The following is a 19,675-nucleotide window of genomic DNA, read 5'->3' as shown; positions in this document are numbered from 1 at the left end:
TAAAAATGCAAAATCATTTCTTTGATTTTAATTCAGATAATATTGCGAACGGCGACTCCGGCTTGTCCGGTTTCTCCATTTGCGTATCCGCTTTATCCTCTGAAACCCATGCCTCATCCGGCAAACAGTTTTCTTCATGCTTTGGCACCAGAGGCAGTGCCAGAATCAATTCATCTTCGACCACAGTCGCCGGATCGACCAGCTCATGGTCTTCAATCACCCATGGCTCATACTGATCCGACAGTTTCTCGGCCAATTTTTCATGCCGTACCAGACCCAGCTGCGTATCAATCTTCAGTGGCAGGACCAGTTCCTGCAGACAGCGCTCACAAGTCAGTGACAGCGTGGTCTCAAAATGCCCCTGCATATAAGGTGTGCCGGTGTCATCAACAGCAAACTGCATTGAGACCTGAACCACACCGTCATCTTTGTACAATGACGCTGACAGCCGGGACAGGGTCGCCAGTTTTATTTCACCCTCCAGTTCGCGCCCGGTCTGGGCAAAACGAAACGGATCAATCTCTTTTGGTAATTGCTGGCGCATAATCGACGGGATTATATAAGAATTCAGCTTAAACAGCAAAGCGCATCAGCGCCTGATAGCTCGCGGCATCAGGCGTTATTGTGCAACTCAATGACGGCATTGCCCTTTTCTTTCTCACTTTTGCTGGCGTCATTCCGCATTGCATCGATGTAATAGAGATAATTTTCATCGATATCACCGGTAATGTAATCACCATCAAAGCAGGAAGTATCGAAACGCTCGACATTGCTTTTCTTCTTGATGGCACTGACCAGATCCGGCAAATCCTGATAGACCAGCCAGTCAACCCCCAGCTCCCCGGCAATCTGTTCAACATTACGATCATGCGCCACAAACTCGGTCACTGACGGCATGTCAATACCATAGACGTTGGGGAAACGAACTGGTGGCGCCGCGGAAGCAAGATAAACCTTGTTGGCACCCGCATCACGCGCCATTTGCACGATTTGCTGTGACGTCGTGCCACGTACAATCGAATCATCGACCAGCAATACGTTCTTGCCCTGGAATTCCAGATCAATGGCATTCAGCTTCTGACGCACTGACTTCTTGCGCATGGTCTGGCCCGGCATAATAAAGGTACGGCCGATATAACGGTTCTTAATAAAGCCCTCACGGTAGACCACGCCCAGATCATAGGACAGTTGCAAAGCCGCGCTGCGACTGGTGTCTGGAATCGGAATAACGACGTCAATATCGTGATCGGGCCGTTCACGTTTGATTTTCTCAGCCAATTTGGTGCCCATGCGCATGCGGCTTTTATGCACTGAAATACCATCCATCATTGAATCAGGGCGCGCGAAGTAGACATATTCAAAGATGCAGGGATTTTTCACCGGGTTCTGCGCACATTGCTGTGAATGGAAATTACCGTTGTTATCGATAAATACACATTCACCCGGCTCAACATCACGAACCAGTTCAAAGTCCAGGATATCAACAGCAACGCTTTCTGACGCCACCATATATTCAGTGCCCTTGGCTGTTTCTCTTTTGCCGATGACCACTGGGCGGATACCGTAGGGATCGCGAAATGCCAGCACGCCCACGCCGGAAATCATTGATACCGCGGCATAGGCGCCACGGCAACGGCGATGGACTTCGCGTACCGCATTGAAAATATCTTCAGGTTGGGGTTTGAGTTTGCCGCTGGTCTGCAACTCATGAGCCAGCACGTTGAGCAGCACTTCAGAGTCAGAATCAGTATTGAGATGGCGGCGGTCGGTCTGGAACAGTTCTTCTTTGAGGATCTTGGTATTGGTCAGGTTGCCGTTATGCGCCAGTGCAATACCAAAAGGCGAGTTGACATAAAAAGGCTGGGACTCGGCTGAGCTGGAACAGCCGGCGGTGGGATAACGGATATGACCGATACCCATTTGGCCTTTCAGCCGGATCATATGCCGGGTATGAAAGACGTCTTTAACCAGCCCGTTGTCCTTACGTAGAAAAAACTTACCTTCCTGGTCACAGGTCATGATGCCAGCGGCATCCTGACCCCGGTGCTGCAACACGGTCAATCCGTCGTATAAGGCCTGGTTGACCTCAGAATGACCTACAATACCAATAATTCCGCACATAAATTGCCCTGTCAGGATTTAGTTGTAATTGATGTGTTGTGCAATCTCTAAAGGCAGCAAGTCGCGTACCCAGAGTGCCAGCTTCTCAAAGTGATCAATCAGCAGCGAGTTCTGCCACCAACTGTCAGCAGGCATCGGTGTGGCGCCGGCGCCCATCACCAGTATGGTGACAATGGCCACGCCGCGTAACAGTCCAAACACCACGCCCAATGATCGATCCGTGCCTGTCAGGCCGGTTTTTTCCACCACCTGACAAATAAGATGATTGACCAAAGCCCCCAGAATCAACGTAATGGCGAATAAAATGAAAAATGCCAGAAACAGTCGGATAGAGGGCGTTGAAATGTAATTTGCCAGCAGGGTTGAAAGGTGGGAATGAAACATCAGGGCGACCCAGAATGCCAGGATCCAACTGATCAGCGAGAGCACCTCTTTCATGAATCCCCGGACGATACTGATACCGGCCGAGATCGCGATGATCCCGATGATTAGAAAATCAACCCAAACCATATACTCTCCGCAATACCCTGCGATCTAAACTGCGAATTTTAGCAGATTGGTGGCTAACAACCCAGTTTTTTTACAGTGATATTGCAGATAATAATGTGACCCTTTTATCAGGGTTTATACTGCTGGATCTGTGGATTGAGATTCAGTTTATCGCTCAGTGTTTTGGCTGTTGTTTCCAGCGCAGCACGATTACTGACCGGCTGCAGTCTGACCCGGTAAATAGCTTTACCTGCGCTACTTCCCGTTTCAATCATTGGCTCATGGCCCAGTTGTCTGAGCTGGGCGGCTAAATCATCTGCATTTTTTCTGACCGTGAAACTGGCGACTTGCAATACCCACTGTGGCTGGGCCGCTTCTGTTGCCGTTGCCGGCGCAGGTTTGCTGTCAACATTGGCCTCCGGCATTGGCTCAGGCTCGGCCTCAGGAGCTGGTGCTGGTGCTGGTGCTGGTGCTGGTGCTGGTGCTGGTGCTGGTGCAGTATCCGCCGGTGCCTCTGTCTCGGCAACAGAGCTTGACGGCGAAACCGGGGCCGGGCTGACCTCAGGCACGGGTGCACCTAACTGCTCCGGGTCAACCAGTGCTTCTTGTTCCGGCGCGACAGTCTCAACGTCTTCAGCAATCGGCTCAATCACCGAGTCAAAGGCGATGGGCTCTTCCTGCTCCGGCTGCGGCTGATTTTGCTCGACGGTATCCAGTAAAAGCCAGGCAATGACACCAATCAGGCAAACCAGTAAAACGGCGCCTAACAGACGTTGTTGCTGAATCAGTGTCATGCCCTGCTCCCAAGCTTATCAATGACGGTTTTGAGATTTTACCTCATGATACTTGGATTTTTCACTGGCAAGCATCGCTTCGGTCTCACCGCCGGCATCTGCCCCTTTGGGCATATGCTGCAGCGCCACTTCCAGCACTTCATTGATCCAGCGTACCGGTATGATGTTCAGGCCTTTTTTGACGTTTTCCGGGATCTCTTTCAAATCCTTGACATTTTCATGGGGGATCAACACGGTATCAATGCCACCACGGTGAGCGGCCAGCAGCTTTTCTTTAAGCCCGCCAATGGCCAGCACTTCACCACGCAGGGTGATTTCACCGGTCATGGCCACATTGGCTTTCACCGGAATGCCGGTGACGGCCGAGACCAGCGCGGTGCACATGCCGATACCTGCACTTGGGCCATCTTTAGGCGTAGCCCCTTCCGGCACGTGGACGTGCAAATCATGAGTTTGCAGGAAGTCTTCACTGATGCCCCACTCAGTTGAGCGCGAGCGCACCACGGTAGTGGCCGCCTGAATGGATTCCTGCATCACGTCACCCAGCTTACCGGTGTAGGCTGATTTGCCTTTGCCCGGCATCACGGCGGACTCAATGGTCAGCAGTTCACCACCGACTTCAGTCCAGGCCAGGCCGGTGACCTGACCAATGCGATCACTCTCTTCAGCGATGCCGTACTGGAAGTGATAAACACCGAGATAATCCTCAATGTTCTTGGCATCAACCACCAGTTTGGTTTTGCTTTTTTCCTGCAGAATTTGCTTGACCAGCTTGCGGCAGATCTTGGAAATTTCACGTTCCAGGCTACGTACACCGGCTTCGCGGGTGTAACGGCGGATAATCTCCAGAATCGCTTCTTCGGTAATCTCGACTTCGTCTGCTTTCAGGCCATTCTGCTTAATCGCTTTAGGCAACAGGTACTTAACCGCGATGTTGAGCTTTTCATCTTCGGTATAACCGGCCAGGCGAATAATTTCCATCCGATCCCGGAGGGCATCAGGAATATTCAGTGTGTTCGCAGTGCAGACAAACATCACATCGGACAGGTCGTATTCGACTTCCAGATAGTGGTCTGCAAAAGTTGAGTTTTGCTCGGGATCCAGCACTTCCAGCAAAGCTGAAGCCGGATCTCCGCGGAAATCCTGTGCCATTTTGTCGATTTCATCGAACAGGAACAGCGGGTTTCTGACTTCGGTTTTGCTGATATTCTGGATCACTTTACCCGGCATCGAGCCGATGTAAGTGCGGCGGTGACCACGGATCTCTGCCTCATCACGAACGCCACCCAAAGCCATGCGAGTGTATTTGCGGTTGGTCGAACGTGCAATGGACTGCGCAATTGAGGTTTTACCGACACCCGGTGGGCCTACCAGGCACAGGATTGGCCCTTTCAGTTTTTTAACGCGTTTTTGTACCGCGAGGTATTCAACAATGCGCTCTTTGACCTTTTCCAGACCGTAGTGATCTTCATCCAGCACTTTCTGCGCCCGGTCCAGATCCAGCATAACGCGTGAACGTTTTTTCCAGGGCACTTCCAGAAGCGACTCAATGTAGTTGCGAACCACGGTAGCTTCCGCTGACATCGGCGACATCATGCGTAATTTTTTGAGCTCGGCTTCGGCTTTCTCACGGGCTTCAGTGGACATGCCAGCTTTTTCCAGCTTGGCAGCCAGTTCATCGGCTTCATTCGCCGTTTCGTCAATTTCACCCAGCTCTTTCTGAACGGCTTTCAGTTGTTCGTTCAGATAGTATTCGCGCTGGCTTTTTTCCATTTGCTTTTTAACGCGATTACGGATGCGCTTTTCGATTTGCTGGATGTCAATCTCACCTTCCAGGTAAGCCATCAGCTTTTCCACCCGCGCCTTAACGTCGCTCATCTCCAGCAGTTCCTGCTTTTCTTCGAGTTTGAGCGTCATATGCGCGGCGACCGTGTCTGCCATGCGCGACACTTCATCAATGCTCGACAGCGAGGCAATCACCTCTGGTGGAATTTTCTTATTGAGTTTGACGTATTGCTCGAACTGACCCATCAGTGTGCGCATCAGCACATCGGATTCACGGTCATCCGCATTTTCATCAATATAGGAGGCAGCTTCTGCTTCCAGGTATTCTTCGTTGTGCTTGAAGTAGGCCACCTTAGCCCGGCGCGTGCCTTCAACCAGTACTTTTACTGTGCCATCAGGCAGTTTCAGCAGTTGCAGAATGTTGGCCAGCGTGCCGGTTTCATAAAGACCATCATTATCGGGCGCATCTTCGCTCGAGTCTTTTTGAGCCAGCAGCAGGATCTGCTTATTTTCGTCAGTGGCAACTTCCAGCGCTTTGATCGACTTTTCACGGCCAACATATAGCGGAATGACCATGTAGGGGTAGACAACAACATCGCGCAACGGCAGAACAGGGACAACCTGCAGGCCATTATCAGTTGGGGTGGTTTCTAATTCATTTTCCATTCAGGCAAACCTCTTAGAAGTGTCCGTGGACACTTAAATCAAACATGGTTTTTATATGGGGACAGGCAGCAAGAAATCAAGCACCCGAATTGACCGGGTGCTTAATCTGTCAGTTAGCTTGACGTTGCTGTGTTGTTAAAGTGCTTATTTATCGCCTGACGCCATGTCAGCATTCTGATCTTCGTAAATCAGAATTGGCGCATTTTCGCCGGCAATGACACTTTCATCGATAACGACTTTGGAGACATTGTCGAGAGATGGCAGCTCGAACATGGTGTCGAGCAATACATTTTCAATAATGGATCTGAGACCACGGGCACCGGTTTTACGTTCCATCGCTTTGCGGGCAATCGCACGCAGCGCGTCGTCACGGAATTCCAGCTCGGCACCTTCCATATCAAACAGACGGCTGTACTGTTTGGTCAACGCGTTTTTGGGTGCAGTCAGGATCTCAACCAGCGCCGCTTCATCCAGTTCGTCAAGGGTGGCGACGACTGGCAGACGACCGACAAACTCAGGGATCAGACCGTACTGGATCAGATCTTCCGGCTCCACGGTGCGCAAAGATTCGCTCAGTGGTCTTTGATCATCAAGGCTCTTAACTTCTGCAGAGAAACCGATACCGCCTTTGTGGGTACGGTTACGGATCACTTTATCCAGACCGGCAAAGGCGCCGCCACAGATAAACAGGATCTTGCTGGTATCCACCTGCAGGAATTCCTGTTGTGGATGCTTGCGGCCACCCTGTGGCGGTACCGAGGCAATGGTGCCTTCAATCAGTTTCAGTAAAGCCTGCTGCACGCCCTCGCCGCTAACATCGCGGGTAATGGACGGGTTATCTGATTTGCGTGAAATCTTGTCTATTTCGTCGATGTAGACAATACCGGTTTCGGCCTTATCGACATCGTAATCGCATTTCTGCAACAGCTTCTGGATGATGTTCTCGACATCTTCACCCACGTAGCCAGCTTCGGTTAGTGTAGTGGCATCGGCCATGGTAAACGGTACATTGAGTTGGCGCGCCAGGGTCTCAGCCAGCAGGGTTTTACCGCTACCGGTAGGACCGATCAGCAGGATATTACTTTTTGATAACTCGACGTCTTCGTCTTTAAGGCCACTGCGCAGACGTTTGTAGTGGTTGTACACCGCCACCGACAGATAACGTTTGGCTTTCTGCTGGCCGATGACGTAGTTGTCGAGTGCTGTATTGATTTCACGCGGCGTTGGCAGCTTGGTTTCTGCTTCATCCGCCGCCATTTCCTGCATTTCTTCGCGGATAATGTCGTTACAGAGATCGACGCATTCATCACAAACAAAGACTGAGGGGCCGGCAATCAGTTTTTTCACTTCATGCTGACTTTTACCGCAAAAAGAGCAGTAGAGTAATTTGTCGTCGTTGTTCTTGTCGTCGCTCATAGTCTTACTACCTTACACATCATATCTTTAATCATTTATCGGCTTGTTATTCCGACTCTGCAGGCCGATTCGTCAGTACTGAATCAATTAAACCATATTCAACCGCTTGTTCACCATTCATGAAGTTATCACGGTCGGTGTCACGTCTGACGGTCTCAATATCTTGACCAGTATGATGGGCCAAAATTCCGTTCAGGCGGTCGCGGATGCCCAAGATCTCTTTAGCATGAATATCAATATCCGAAGCCTGACCCTGGAAACCACCCAAAGGCTGGTGAACCATAATCCGCGAATTAGGCAGACAGTAGCGTTTGCCCTCAGCGCCGCCAGCGAGCAGTACCGCGCCCATGCTGGCCGCCTGGCCGATACACAGGGTGCTGACGTTAGGCTTGATAAACTGCATGGTGTCATAAATCGCCATACCGGCAGTAACCGCACCACCCGGTGAGTTAATGTAGAGATGGATATCTTTGTCCGGATTTTCAGACTCCAGGAACAGCAACTGCGCTACCACCAGATTAGCCATTTGATCTTCGACCGGGCCAATCAGGAAGATCACGCGCTCTTTTAACAGGCGTGAATAGATGTCATAGGAACGTTCACCGCGTGAGGTCTGTTCAACTACGATGGGTACCAGTGCGTTTTGAATACCTGGGAATTCTTCATTAGAGAATTTGTTTGTCATATCCGTCCTATTTTCCGGGTCCTAATAAAAAATCAGCCCGTGCCCATTTAAGGTGAGCACGGGCTGCATTCTGAGTCAGCGTCGGGGTTAGTTAGATACAGCGTTTACGACGTCTGAGAATGTAGATGTACTCTCTTCTACTTTAACATGGTCGAAAATCCATTCAACAACCATGTCTTCAACCACGGTCATCTGAATTTCAGACAGTTTTTCCTGGTTGTTCATGTAGTAGTTCACCACTTCATCGGCATCTTCGTAGCTGGCCGCGATATTATCAATAGCCTGCTTGACCCGATCTTCATCAGGTTTGATTTCATTGTCTGAAATAATCTTGCCAATCAATAAGCTGAGTTTGACGCGGTTTTCAGCATTGGGTTTGAAATTTTCAATATCAAACGGAATGCCTTCCACATTGACGCCCTGACCGCGCAGATTGTTCTTGGCTTGTTCCGCCAGAAACTCTGCTTCACGCTCAACCGGTGCTTCCGGCAAGGCCAGCTCATTTTTCTCGGCCAGCATATCCATGGCGCGACGCTTGTTAAGTGATTTCAGCGCAGTGGCCAGTTCACGCTCCATATTTGCACGGACTTCTTTTTTCAGCGCGGCAACACCGGCTTCAACGCCGCACAGGGCTGCAAATTCTTTATCCAGCTTAGGCAGTTTTTTCTTGGCTACCTGTTTGATGGTGACATCAAACTCAGCTTTTTTACCCTGCAGGTTTTCGGCGCGGTAGTCATCCGGGAAAGTCAGATTAACTTTGACTTCCTGACCGGCTTTTTTACCCATCAGCTGTTCTTCGAACTCAGGCAGCATTCTGCCGGCACCCAGCTCGAGCAATACATCCTGACCTTTACCGCCCTGGAATTCTTCACCGTCGATCTTGCCGACGAAGTCGATAGTGACACCATCCTCTTCTTTGGCACCACGCTTGAGCGGGTCCCAGGTCAGACGCTGTTCACGCAGGGTTTCGATCATTTTATCGACGTCTTCATCGGTGACTTCAGCCACGGTTTTTTCCAGGGTGATGTCGTCAAGTTTAATGTCGGCGACTTCCGGGAAAACTTCGTAGTTCAGGGTGTAGATGAACTTTTCACCCTCTTCATCCATGCTGTCGATATGTGGCGGACCCGCAGGATTAACCTCTTCCTGGGTGAAAGCTTCACGCATGCTTTCCTGTACCAGGTTATCGATAACCTCACGACGCGCTGACGGGCCATGGGTCTGTGCCACCATTTTCAATGGCACTTTACCGGGACGGAAGCCCGCCATCTTGACCTGCGGTCTAATCGACTTGAGACGTTCCTGTACTGCTTGCTCGATATTCGCATCTTCGACGGTAATCGTCATACGGCGACCGAGCTCGCTCACATTCTCTACAGATACTTGCATTCTCTACCTCAAACATGGGGTGAAGGCTGAACCGGCTCTGGCCATCAGCCTTTATCGTTGTCTGGTACGAGAGGAGAGACTCGAACTCTCACGGGTTACCCCACTGGAACCTAAATCCAGCGCGTCTACCAATTCCGCCACTCTCGCAAAATCTCGTTATCAAACGGGACAACCCGCTTGAAGAAGTCGGACATTATAGCCACTAAACCGTGACAAGACTACCCTTGCCTGCGATCGTTGCCTGCCGTGGACACGCTGCAGTTCTTGCCTGCTCGGCACACTGACGAATGTCTCTCCCGGTGATGTCAGAATTACTCAACGTCGACAATGGGCAGCATTGCCGATAGAACAGATACTTAGTCCTGAGTGGTATCCGTTTTTTTATTGGCGATGCCATGCGGTACATGGCCGGTCGCGACATGGGCCTGGGCAGACTGGCAGTGCTGCTCCTGATCATCAAAGAAAATATCGGCACCAAAGGATTTTAGAAACGGCCCCTTGCTTTTTCCACCAAGGAAAATCGCTTCGTCGATACGAATTTGCCAGGCGCGGAGTGTGCGAATCACCCGTTCATGGGCTGGCGCAGAGCGCGCCGTGACCAATGCTGTTCGAATCGGTGATTCATTTTCAGCATATTCAGTCTGTATCTGGTTGAGGGCCATCAGGAAATCCTTGAACGGCCCGCCAGGTAGCGGCTCTCTGGCTGTCTGCTGTTCGTTTTCGGTAAATGCTTCCAGCCCTTTTTCCTTAAAGATCTTTTCCGAATCATCAGAAAACAGCACGGCATCACCGTCAAATGCGATGCGCAGTTGCTCGGTGTCATTATTATTACCGACGTTGGAAGGCAGGATGGTAGCCGCGGCTATACCCGCGTTCAGTGCCATCGCCACGTCTTCGGGACTGGTCGATAAGAATAAATTGGCACCGAACGGTTCCACATAGCGATAGGGACTGCTGCCTGACGTAAACACCGCCCGGATGATAGACAGGTTGTGATGTTGAATCGAGTTGAATACCCGCAGTCCGGTATCAGCACTGTTACGTGACAAAAGGATAATTTCGACTTTGGGTGTTTTGGGATTGTTGTCATTCAGAGCCAGCAGTTTTTTCGCCAGGTTAAATGCCCCGCCCGGTTTCAGCGGCACATCTTCATTATCAATCTGATGCTGACAATAAGCTTCAGTGCCCTTTTCTTCGAAAATCCGATGACTTTCATCCAAATCAAATAATGCCCGGGATGATATCGCCACCACTAAAGGTTTGGTTTCCATCAGGAGGTCGCTTCTCTTAATACTGCCTGTCCATTTGTACGTGCAATACGCAAAACTCGCTGCCAGCCCAGTTTACTGGATGCCGGAATTTTGGGCGTTTGCAGGATTGGCTTAAGGTCCTGCTCCAGGCTGGACAGTGTAGACACAACCTCCGGCCTGCCTTTGGGAAAGTCGCTATCGGCAGTAAACACAATGCGGCAATGCACGGGCAGCTTAGGCGCCAAAATCTGCAACGCATATTTAGCATTGTGAATATGACGTATGGGGTTAGCAAATTTAAAGCTGCGGCCTTCGAGGATCTGGGTCCACTGGTCAATCTGTTCCGAGCCGAATAAGTGTCCGGAGATGGGATAGGACTCAATGATTAGCAGGCCATGTTCGGTCAACACCAGCCGGTCAATTTCCAGCAGACCTCCAATGCCGTCGGGAATCACAACGCCCCTGACTTCATCATGTTTCAAAGGCAACAAGGCCCGTTCAATTTCGCGCAGATGAATGGTTTTTTTATTACGGCGCTTGACCAGTACAAACAGGAACAACAACAGAATGACAACCGCGATGGTCAGCAGCTGGGTCGGTGAATCTAATTTGAGAATGGTGTTTCCCCTTCGTTTAATTTCAGGGACAGATTATACGAAATTGACTGTTTCTGTGTGGCTAAGAATTCAGCGGTAATTGTGTAATGGGGTCTTCGTGAATGATGACTTCAGCCTCGTCAAACAGGGCTGCGACTTCACGTTCCAGTTGGTCAGCAATGGCATGCGCCTGTCGTAGTGACAGTGTTTCATCCAGTTCCAGATGTAATTGCACAAACACGGTATTGCCCGAGCGCCGGGTTCTGAGATCATGAAAACCGATCGCTTGCGGATGATTAATAATAAGGTTGCGGATTTTCTGCCGCTCTTCGTCGGGCAACTCGTGATCCATCAGCAGGTCAATAGCTTCACGCACGATTTGCCAGGCACTGTAGAGGATAAATAGCGCGATGCCGATAGCAAACAAAGGATCCATATAAACCCAGCCATAATAGGCCAGCACCAGCGCGGCAATGACGCTAATATTGATCAGCAGGTCAGTCTTGTAATGCAGCGCATCGGCTTTAATCGCAGTCGAATCGCTACGTTGGATCACATAGCGCTGAAAACTGACCAACGCCAGTGTGACCACAATAGAAAACAACATTACGCCCACGCCCAGCTCCAGCCCTCTCTCAAGTGGCTGGGGATTAATCAGTCTACTCAGCCCCTGCAGCAACAGAACTATCGCCGAACCGGCAATAAACATCGCCTGCCCCAGTCCGGCCAGTGACTCGGCTTTGCCATGGCCAAAGCGGTGTTCGCGGTCGGCCGGTTGCAAAGCATGGTGGACTGCCAGCAGGTTGACCAGTGACGCCAGTAAATCCAGCCCTGAATCGACCAGCGTCGCCAGCATGCTGACTGAGTCACTGATAAACCAGGCCAACAGTTTTGCCAGCAACAGCAGCAGCGCAGTGGCCACTGAGGCATAGGTGGCCAGGCGCATCAGCCGGGCTCTATCATTGTGTTGAGGCTTGGTCATGGAGTCAGTATAGTTGATTGCGTCTGTCAGGCGCTGAGTCTAGCAGACCCCGCTTTCATGCTCAGTTTCTACTCAGGATTGAAATATGACCTTTGTCACCGTGAATACGCGCCCATTTGATGACCAAAAACCGGGCACTTCCGGTCTGCGAAAGAAAGTCAGACATTTCCAGCAAACGCACTACCTGGAAAATTTTGTCCAGTCGACTTTTGATGCTGTCGGCGACTGTCGTGATCAGACGCTGGTCGTGGGCGGTGACGGTCGCTATCACAATGAGACCGCCATTCAGGTGATTCTGAAAATGGCGGCAGCGAACGGCTTCAAACATGTCTGGGTCGGTCAGAACGGTATTCTGTCAACACCGGCCGCTTCCTGTGTGATCCGTAAATACCAGGCTTTCGGCGGGCTGATTTTATCTGCCAGTCACAATCCGGCAGGCCTGGATGGTGACTTCGGAATCAAGTTCAATATGCAAAATGGGGGGCCGGCACCGGAGTCCATCACCACTGCGATTTTCACTAACACCCAGAAGCTTAAACGCTATCAAATCAGTGATGACGACGATATCAGCCTCGATAAACTGGGACTGCAAACACTCGACGGCATGACTGTGGAAGTGATTGACCCGGTGAATGATTATGCCGAACTGATGGCATCGCTATTCGATTTTGATGCGATTGGCCAACTACTGACATCCGGTGAGTTTCGCATGCGCTTTGATGCTATGCACGCAGTGACCGGGCCCTATGCTGTTGAAATACTGGAAAAACGTCTGGGCGCGCCGGCTGGCACAGTCAGTAATGGTATTCCCCTGCCCGACTTCGGTCAGGGCCATCCCGATCCCAACCTGACCTATGCCGAAGATCTGGTAAAGGAAATGTTTTCCGCCAATGCACCGGACTTCGGTGCAGCTTCTGATGGCGATGGCGATCGCAATATGGTCCTGGGTAACAATGTGTTTGTGACCCCCTCTGACAGTCTTGCCATTTTGGCTGCCAATGCCCAACTGGTGCCCGCTTATCAGGGGGGACTAAAAGGTATTGCCCGTTCCATGCCCACCAGTCAGGCAGCCGACCGGGTGGCGGAAAAACTGGGCATTGAAGCCCATGAAACGCCAACCGGCTGGAAATTCTTCGGCAATCTGCTTGATGCCGACCGCGCCACACTCTGCGGTGAAGAAAGCTTCGGCACCGGCTCCAGCCATATCCGCGAAAAAGACGGGTTATGGGCGGTTTTGTTCTGGCTGAATATCCTGGCGGTCAAAAAGCAAACCGTAGAAGAGATTGTCGACAGCCACTGGCAGGAATATGGCCGTAATTACTATACCCGCCATGACTACGAGGCGATTCCGCTGGATAAGGCCCAGGCGCTGATGCAGCACCTTGAAAATCAGCTGGAAGCCTTGCCGGGCAAACAGTTCAATGGCTTCACAGTGGACTATGCTGATAATTTCAGCTACCGCGATCCGGTTGATGACAGCCTGGCTGAAAAACAGGGAATTCGGATTGGTTTTAAAGGCGGCGACCGTATTATCTTTCGCCTCTCCGGGACCGGCACGGAAGGGGCTACCCTCAGGGTTTATATCGAATCTTATCAGGCCGACCAGAATAAACAGCATGACGACACACAGCAGGCATTGTCGGCGCTCATTGAACTGGCTGACAGTCTGGCGATGATTACTGATATCACCGGCCGCACCGCCCCTACCGTGATCACCTGAGAAAATAATTCGGAACAGCTATGCAGCAATTGATTCTTGGTTCCAGTTCACCCTTTCGTGCTGAGTTACTGGAAAAACTCAATCTGAGCTTTACCCAGGTCTCGCCGGATATTGATGAAACACCGGCAGCCGGCGAAAGCCCGACGCAACTGGTCAAAAGGCTGGCCAGCAGTAAAGCTTTGGAGATTGCCAAAACCCACCCCGAGGCCTTGATCATCGGTTCCGATCAAGTGGCGGTGATTGGCAAGGATATTCTGGGCAAGCCGGGTAACCATCAGAATGCGATGGCCCAGCTCAAACGGGCGTCAGGTCAGGACGTGACTTTTTTGACCGGACTCGCTTTGTACAATGCCAAAAATCAACATATGCAGTCGACGGTGGAGCCGTTTACCGTGCATTTTCGCAAACTCAGTGAAAGCCAGATTGATTTTTACCTGAAAAAAGAACAACCCTATCAGTGCGCGGGCAGTTTTAAATCTGAAGGCTTTGGTATCAGCCTGTTTTCAAAACTGGTGGGAGACGATCCCAACACATTGATAGGGTTGCCGCTGATTCGGCTAATCGACATGCTGGATCATGAACACATCGATGTGCTACAGCTAAATCACTGACTTATTCAGCCGGTTTTTCCTGCATCTTCTCGGCATTGCCAGCCGCGTTAGCCTGAGCCGCCAGATTGTTCATGGTATCGGTCATCAGTTTACGGGCAGCGCGTGAACGCATTTTTTTAGCCATGCCCTCTACTAGAGTGGGTTCAACGTTGTTGCCGCCCAGGTGAGTTTTGAGCGCATCAAGGTGGGTTTCGCAGCCTTGCATGATTTTGTTGGCAAGATCCTGGCCTGACTTGATCTCTTCTACCATCGGTTTGAGGCGTGACTGCATCATGCAGCTATTGTACTGAGTCAGGATACTGTACATTTTGTCGGACGCATCGGCAGACAGGTCAGCCGGCGTCACGTAATCTTTGGCGACAGCCAAGGTGGATGCGGCCATCAAGGCAGCAGTAAACAGGGTGATTTTCATTGCGACTCCATTGTTGCTAATGTTGTTAATTGGCTTAATCCAGCTACATGGACAGATAATACCGGGAATAATTCCCTAATGATAGCCAGGCTGAAACCGGCTGGGCAACCTGATTTTGACACATAAACTCAGCATTAATAAATCAGATTTACTCATTTATAACAATAATTTAAATATAGTTTGTAACAAATTAGATGAATATTGATTCAGAGACTGATCCCCGTTTGAGCCAGCTTAGAAAATGGCTGCTCACCTTATTGCCCCACACGGCATTTAGCATTGAAGTGGCTTCCAGTGATGCCAGCTTTCGCCGATACTTTCGGCTGTGGCAGGATGAAAAAAGCCTGATAGTGATGGATGCCCCACCCCAGCATGAGGACAGTCAGCCGTTCGTCACGATTGCCCGTTTTCTGGCCCAATTTCACATTCATGTGCCGGAGATTATTGCCTGCGATTTGGAGCAGGGTTTCTTACTGCTCAGCGACTTGGGTAACAGCTCATATTTATCGCAATTAAATGACGATTCGGCAGATAGGCTGTACCGGGCAGCGATTGATGAAATCATCAAAATGCAACAATCGCCTGTCAGCGACATAAAACTGCCGCCGTATGACAAAGCCCGCTTGCAGCAGGAGATGGATTTATTTCCTGAATGGTTTCTGGGCCGACATTTATCGCTGAAACCGCCGGACTGTCTAGATGAGGTGTTCACCCTCTTGCTCGATAACGCAAAGTCTCAGCCGCAGTTTTTCGTTCACCGTGACTATCACAGCCGTAACCTGATGCTGGCTGACAATCAGCAAGTGGGCGTGATTGATTTTCAGGATGCCGTCATAGGCCCTGCTACTTACGATCTGGTGTCGCTGCTGCGTGATTGTTATATAGCATGGCCGCAGTCACGGCTCGACGCCTGGCTGGACTATTACCTTGATCAGGCAGAAAAAGCCGGACTGTTCAGCAATATCAGCCGCTCTCGTTTCAAGCGCTGGTTTGATCTGATGGGACTACAGCGTCACCTGAAGGTGCTGGGCATCTTCTGCCGACTTAACTACCGCGACGGTAAGGCCGGCTATATGGCCGATCTGCCGCTGACTTTACGTTATGTTTTGCAGGTGACGGCGTCTTATCCGGAACTGGCCGCCTTACATGCATATCTGACCGACAACCCTGAGATTATGGCAATTCAATGAAAGCAATGATTCTCGCTGCCGGGCGCGGCGAAAGACTGCGGCCACTCACCGACACCACGCCCAAACCCTTGATTCAGGCAGGCCCGAAAAGACTGATTGAATATCTGATCGATGCGCTGGTCACTGCAGGCTTTGATGATCTGGTGATTAACTATGCCCACCTCGGCGAGCAGTTCCCGAAATTTTTGGGGGATGGCAGCCGCTATGGTGCCCGTATTCAGTATTCAGCGGAAACAGCCGGTGGGCTGGAGACCGCAGGCGGTATTATCAACGCGCTGCCATTACTGGGCGAAGCCCCTTTTCTGGTGGTGAACGGCGATATCTGGACTGACTTTGATTTCCGGGATATCAGCCCAGATATGCTGGCTGCAGAGATGCTGTGCCATCTGGTACTGGTGGATAACCCGCCACATAACCCGGGCGGTGACTTTGGCCTTGATCCCGCTGCCCGCCTCAGCACGGTCAGTGACACAAAGTGGACCTTCAGTGGCATTGGTCTGTATCGGCCCGAGATGTTTGCCGGCCTCGATAACAGCAAACGCGCCCTCAAACCGCTATTTGAACAAGCAATTGCCGACATGCGGATCAGTGGCCAGCTTTATCACGGCGACTGGTCTGATATTGGCACGATTGAACGCCTGCAGGCGCTGGAGAAGCAACTCAGCCGCTAGCTTATTCGCCGATCAGGAATTCCAGCAGGGCTTTCTGCGCATGCAGGCGATTTTCTGCTTCGTCCCAGACCACGCTTTGCGGTCCGTCGATGACTTCAGCGCTGACTTCTTCACCGCGATGCGCCGGCAGACAATGCATAAACAGCGCATCATCAGCTGCCACTGACATCACTGACTGGTTGACCTGAAACGCCGCAAAAGCCTGCTCGCGTTTACGCTGCTCTTCTTCCTGGCCCATACTGGCCCAAACATCAGTAACGATTAGATCAGCGCCCTCAGCCGCAGCTTTGGGATCATTAAACAGTTTGATGTCTGCCTTTACACTATCAACGATGCGCTGATCCGGTTCATAACCAGCGGGTGTCGCAATATGCAGCTCAAAATCAAATTGCTGCGCCGCATTGATATAGGAGTGGCACATATTGTTGCCGTCGCCAATCCACACCACTTTCTTGCCGGCAATATCACCGCGGTGTTCCCGGTAAGTCTGCATATCAGCCAGTAACTGACAGGGATGAAAATCATCGGTCAGGGCATTAATCACCGGTACTGATGAATGCTGGGCAAAGGTTTCGATCTTGCTGTGTTCAAAGGTGCGGATCATCACTGCATCCACCATGCTGGAGATCACCCGTGCTGAATCTTCCAGCGGTTCACCTCGACCCAGCTGGGTGTCATCCGGCGACAGAAAGATAGAACCCCCACCGAATTGCACCATAGCCGACTCGAACGACACCCGGGTACGGGTCGATGACTTTTCAAAAATCATCGCCAGCACTTTACCTTTGAGCGGCTGATACAGCTCACCACGGTGTTGCATCAATTTCAGTTCGGCGGCCCGCTGGATCAGTTGTTTCAGTTCGGCAGGGCTGAGGTCTTTCAGAGTCAGAAAATGGTTCATCAGGCAACGCTCTCAACAGCGTGGGTCGATAAAAAGTCACGTACCAATTTGCACACTTTTTCAACAATCAGGTCCGCTTCTTCCTGGTTTATGATCAGGGGCGGCAACAAACGCAGCACAGAATCAGCGGTCACATTGATCAACAGCCCTTCCTCCAGGGCCTGTTTGACCAGTGCCGCACAAGGGACAGTGAGTTCAATGCCCAGCATCAGTCCCTGGCCACGGATATCTTTAACACCGGCCTGGTCTTCCAGCCGCTCCGCAAAAGCAGCCAGCATATAAGCGCCGAGCTGTTGTACATGACTCAACAGCTTATCTTTTTCGATAGTGTCCAGCACCGCAAGCGCAGCACTGCAGGCCAAGGGGTTACCGCCGAATGTCGAACCGTGATTGCCGGCTTCCAGCACGCCTACGGCTTTATCCGCCACCAGGCAGGCACCAATAGGCATGCCGTTGCCTAGGCCTTTGGCCAGGGTCATGACATCAGGCAGCACATCATCTTTGTGCTGGAAAGCAAACCACTGGCCGGTACGGCCAATACCGGTCTGCACTTCATCCAGGATCATCAGCAGTTTACGCTGCGTGCAAATCGATCTGACGCCAGCCAGGAATTCCGGGTCCGGGGTTTTAACCCCACCCTCGCCCTGGATAGGTTCGAGCATCACCGCTACTGCTTCCGGCCAGTGACCGATAGCCATGCGTAATGCGTCCAGATCGTTGTATGGGACACGGACAAAGCCCGGCAGCAGCGGATCAAAACCCACCTGAACCTTGGCATTGCCGGTGGCAGTCAATGTGGCCATGGTACGACCGTGGAAACTGCCGTCCATGACGATCACTACCGGTTTATCAATACCTTTGTTGTGACCGTATTTACGGGCAATCTTGATCGCTGCTTCATTGGCTTCGGCACCGGAGTTACAGAAAAACACCTGCTCCATACCGGACAATACGCTTAAACGATCAGCCAGTTGGCTTTGCAACGGGATATGGTAGAAATTGGAGGTATGTACCAGCGTTTCAGCCTGATGCTGAATCGCTCGGGTCACGGCTGGATGACTATGCCCCAGATTACAGACAGCAATACCACTCAGTGCATCGAGATACTGCTTGTCGTTGGTATCGGTTAACCAGGCACCTTGTCCTTTTGCAAATGCAACATCGAGGCGCCCGTATGTGGGCATAACGGAATCTGTCATGGCCTGAACTCCTTGCCGTGACGGCATAAAAAAACCGGTCTTTAAAACGAAAAATGGCAGTTTCTGACGAAACTGCCATCAATCAAAAAAGCGGTATTTTATAAGTAATCGGGGTGGAAGTAAACTTTACGCCACTCCGTTATTATCAGGCCGCGTAGTTAGCTTCAACGAAGTCCCAGTTAACCAGACCCCAGAAGGCTTCCAGGTACTTAGGACGGGCGTTGCGGTAATCGATGTAGTAAGCGTGTTCCCAGACATCAACAGTCAGCAGTGGCGTCTGACCATCAGTCAGTGGGCAACCCGCATTACTGGTGTTGGCGATAGCAATGCTGCCGTCGCTGTTTTTCACCAGCCAAGTCCAGCCTGAGCCGAAGTTGGTGGCTGCTGATTTGCTGAATTGTTCCTTGAACGCATCAAACGAACCGAATGTGCTGTCAATGGCAGCCGCCAGATCACCGGAAGGCGCGCCTTTGGCATCGGGTGTCATGCAGTTCCAGTAGAAAGTGTGGTTCCATACCTGGGCTGCATTGTTGAAGACGCCGCCGCTGGCTTTAGTGATAATTTCTTCCAGAGACAGGCCTTCAAACTCAGTGCCCGGTACCAGGTTGTTCAGGTTGTTCACATAAGTCTGATGGTGCTTGCCATAGTGATATTCAAGCGTTTCAGCTGAAATGGTAGGTTCCAGTGCGTTTTGTGCATAAGGAAGAGGTGGCAATTCAAAAGCCATATTATTATCTCCTAAAATGTGAAAATGTAACCGAGTAACTAGCTTGGACAGTTTAAAAGAGGGTTGGCCTG

Annotated in this window: 19 protein-coding genes and 1 tRNA gene; 4 read left to right on the top strand and 16 right to left on the bottom strand. The window is 51.1% G+C overall.

Annotated elements, in window-relative coordinates; genetic code table 11:
• Positions 1-13: 13 nt before the first annotated feature.
• The 12 genes from Q0X64_RS07790 to Q0X64_RS07735 all read right to left on the bottom strand — a co-directional run bounded on the left by Q0X64_RS07790 (position 14) and on the right by Q0X64_RS07735 (position 12,137).
• Entirely contained in the window at positions 14-544 is a 531-nt protein-coding gene (locus tag Q0X64_RS07790; RefSeq protein ID WP_297810925.1) for a YceD family protein, read from the bottom strand.
• A gap of 68 nt (positions 545-612) precedes the next feature.
• Complete coding sequence (gene purF, locus Q0X64_RS07785) at positions 613-2,121, bottom strand: amidophosphoribosyltransferase (protein WP_297810922.1); 1,509 nt, start codon at positions 2,119-2,121, stop codon at positions 613-615.
• A gap of 18 nt (positions 2,122-2,139) precedes the next feature.
• Positions 2,140-2,631 (bottom strand): CvpA family protein, encoded by a 492-nt coding sequence (locus Q0X64_RS07780; RefSeq protein ID WP_297810919.1) that lies wholly within the window; start codon positions 2,629-2,631, stop codon positions 2,140-2,142.
• Between the two features lie 107 nt (positions 2,632-2,738).
• On the bottom strand, positions 2,739-3,404 hold the full coding sequence (locus Q0X64_RS07775; RefSeq protein ID WP_297810916.1) for an SPOR domain-containing protein: 666 nt from the start codon (positions 3,402-3,404) through the stop codon (positions 2,739-2,741).
• Between the two features lie 18 nt (positions 3,405-3,422).
• Positions 3,423-5,855 carry an endopeptidase La gene (gene lon / locus Q0X64_RS07770; RefSeq protein WP_297810913.1) on the bottom strand — a complete coding sequence of 811 codons (2,433 nt, stop codon included), beginning with the start codon at positions 5,853-5,855 and terminating at the stop codon, positions 3,423-3,425.
• 144 nt (positions 5,856-5,999) lie between these two features.
• On the bottom strand, positions 6,000-7,271 hold the full coding sequence (clpX, locus tag Q0X64_RS07765) for an ATP-dependent Clp protease ATP-binding subunit ClpX (RefSeq protein WP_297810910.1): 1,272 nt from the start codon (positions 7,269-7,271) through the stop codon (positions 6,000-6,002).
• A gap of 46 nt (positions 7,272-7,317) precedes the next feature.
• Positions 7,318-7,956 carry an ATP-dependent Clp endopeptidase proteolytic subunit ClpP gene (gene clpP, locus Q0X64_RS07760; RefSeq protein WP_297810907.1) on the bottom strand — a complete coding sequence of 213 codons (639 nt, stop codon included), beginning with the start codon at positions 7,954-7,956 and terminating at the stop codon, positions 7,318-7,320.
• Positions 7,957-8,043: 87 nt separating this feature from the next.
• Positions 8,044-9,345: a trigger factor gene (tig, locus tag Q0X64_RS07755; RefSeq protein WP_297810904.1), complete on the bottom strand. Its 1,302-nt coding sequence runs from the start codon at positions 9,343-9,345 to the stop codon at positions 8,044-8,046.
• Positions 9,346-9,407: 62 nt separating this feature from the next.
• Positions 9,408-9,492, bottom strand: a tRNA-Leu gene (locus Q0X64_RS07750).
• Positions 9,493-9,701: 209 nt separating this feature from the next.
• The gene (locus Q0X64_RS07745; RefSeq protein WP_297810901.1) at positions 9,702-10,616 is read right to left on the bottom strand and encodes a 5'-nucleotidase; all 915 of its coding nucleotides are present in this window, start codon (positions 10,614-10,616) and stop codon (positions 9,702-9,704) included.
• Entirely contained in the window at positions 10,616-11,158 is a 543-nt protein-coding gene (locus tag Q0X64_RS07740; protein ID WP_297810898.1) for a nuclease-related domain-containing protein, read from the bottom strand. The genes Q0X64_RS07745 and Q0X64_RS07740 overlap by 1 nt, the downstream gene beginning before the upstream one ends.
• A gap of 115 nt (positions 11,159-11,273) precedes the next feature.
• A complete protein-coding gene (locus Q0X64_RS07735) occupies positions 11,274-12,137 on the bottom strand; it encodes a cation diffusion facilitator family transporter (protein ID WP_366517494.1) in 864 nt (287 codons plus the stop codon).
• Positions 12,138-12,258: 121 nt separating this feature from the next.
• On the opposite strand from Q0X64_RS07735, the gene Q0X64_RS07730 reads away from it, so the two are divergent.
• Together Q0X64_RS07730 and Q0X64_RS07725 are read left to right on the top strand one after the other, a co-directional pair.
• Positions 12,259-13,893 (top strand): alpha-D-glucose phosphate-specific phosphoglucomutase, encoded by a 1,635-nt coding sequence (locus Q0X64_RS07730; RefSeq protein ID WP_297810893.1) that lies wholly within the window; start codon positions 12,259-12,261, stop codon positions 13,891-13,893.
• Positions 13,894-13,913: 20 nt separating this feature from the next.
• The gene (locus tag Q0X64_RS07725; RefSeq protein WP_297810890.1) at positions 13,914-14,504 is read left to right on the top strand and encodes a nucleoside triphosphate pyrophosphatase; all 591 of its coding nucleotides are present in this window, start codon (positions 13,914-13,916) and stop codon (positions 14,502-14,504) included.
• 1 nt (position 14,505) lies between these two features.
• On the opposite strand, the gene Q0X64_RS07720 is transcribed toward Q0X64_RS07725, so the two are convergent.
• A complete protein-coding gene (locus Q0X64_RS07720; RefSeq protein ID WP_297810887.1) occupies positions 14,506-14,916 on the bottom strand; it encodes a hypothetical protein in 411 nt (136 codons plus the stop codon).
• Between the two features lie 194 nt (positions 14,917-15,110).
• On the opposite strand from Q0X64_RS07720, the gene Q0X64_RS07715 reads away from it, so the two are divergent.
• Together Q0X64_RS07715 and murU are read left to right on the top strand one after the other, a co-directional pair.
• On the top strand, positions 15,111-16,106 hold the full coding sequence (locus Q0X64_RS07715; RefSeq protein WP_297810884.1) for a phosphotransferase: 996 nt from the start codon (positions 15,111-15,113) through the stop codon (positions 16,104-16,106).
• Positions 16,103-16,777 carry an N-acetylmuramate alpha-1-phosphate uridylyltransferase MurU gene (murU, locus tag Q0X64_RS07710; protein ID WP_297810881.1) on the top strand — a complete coding sequence of 225 codons (675 nt, stop codon included), beginning with the start codon at positions 16,103-16,105 and terminating at the stop codon, positions 16,775-16,777. Before Q0X64_RS07715 ends, murU begins: the two co-directional genes overlap by 4 nt.
• Before the next feature lies 1 nt (position 16,778).
• Here murU and argF read toward each other — a convergent pair whose 3' ends face one another.
• The 3 genes from argF to sodB all read right to left on the bottom strand — a co-directional run bounded on the left by argF (position 16,779) and on the right by sodB (position 19,604).
• Positions 16,779-17,678 (bottom strand): ornithine carbamoyltransferase, encoded by a 900-nt coding sequence (argF, locus tag Q0X64_RS07705; RefSeq protein ID WP_297810878.1) that lies wholly within the window; start codon positions 17,676-17,678, stop codon positions 16,779-16,781.
• Entirely contained in the window at positions 17,678-18,877 is a 1,200-nt protein-coding gene (locus Q0X64_RS07700; RefSeq protein WP_297810875.1) for an acetylornithine transaminase, read from the bottom strand. The genes argF and Q0X64_RS07700 overlap by 1 nt, the downstream gene beginning before the upstream one ends.
• Before the next feature lie 145 nt (positions 18,878-19,022).
• Positions 19,023-19,604 carry a superoxide dismutase [Fe] gene (sodB, locus tag Q0X64_RS07695; RefSeq protein ID WP_297810872.1) on the bottom strand — a complete coding sequence of 194 codons (582 nt, stop codon included), beginning with the start codon at positions 19,602-19,604 and terminating at the stop codon, positions 19,023-19,025.
• Between the last annotated feature and the right edge of the window lie 71 nt (positions 19,605-19,675).

This window comes from uncultured Methylophaga sp., from assembly GCF_947259025.1.
GTDB lineage: Bacteria > Pseudomonadota > Gammaproteobacteria > Nitrosococcales > Methylophagaceae > Methylophaga.
This window is presented reverse-complemented; position numbering and strand designations above follow the sequence as displayed.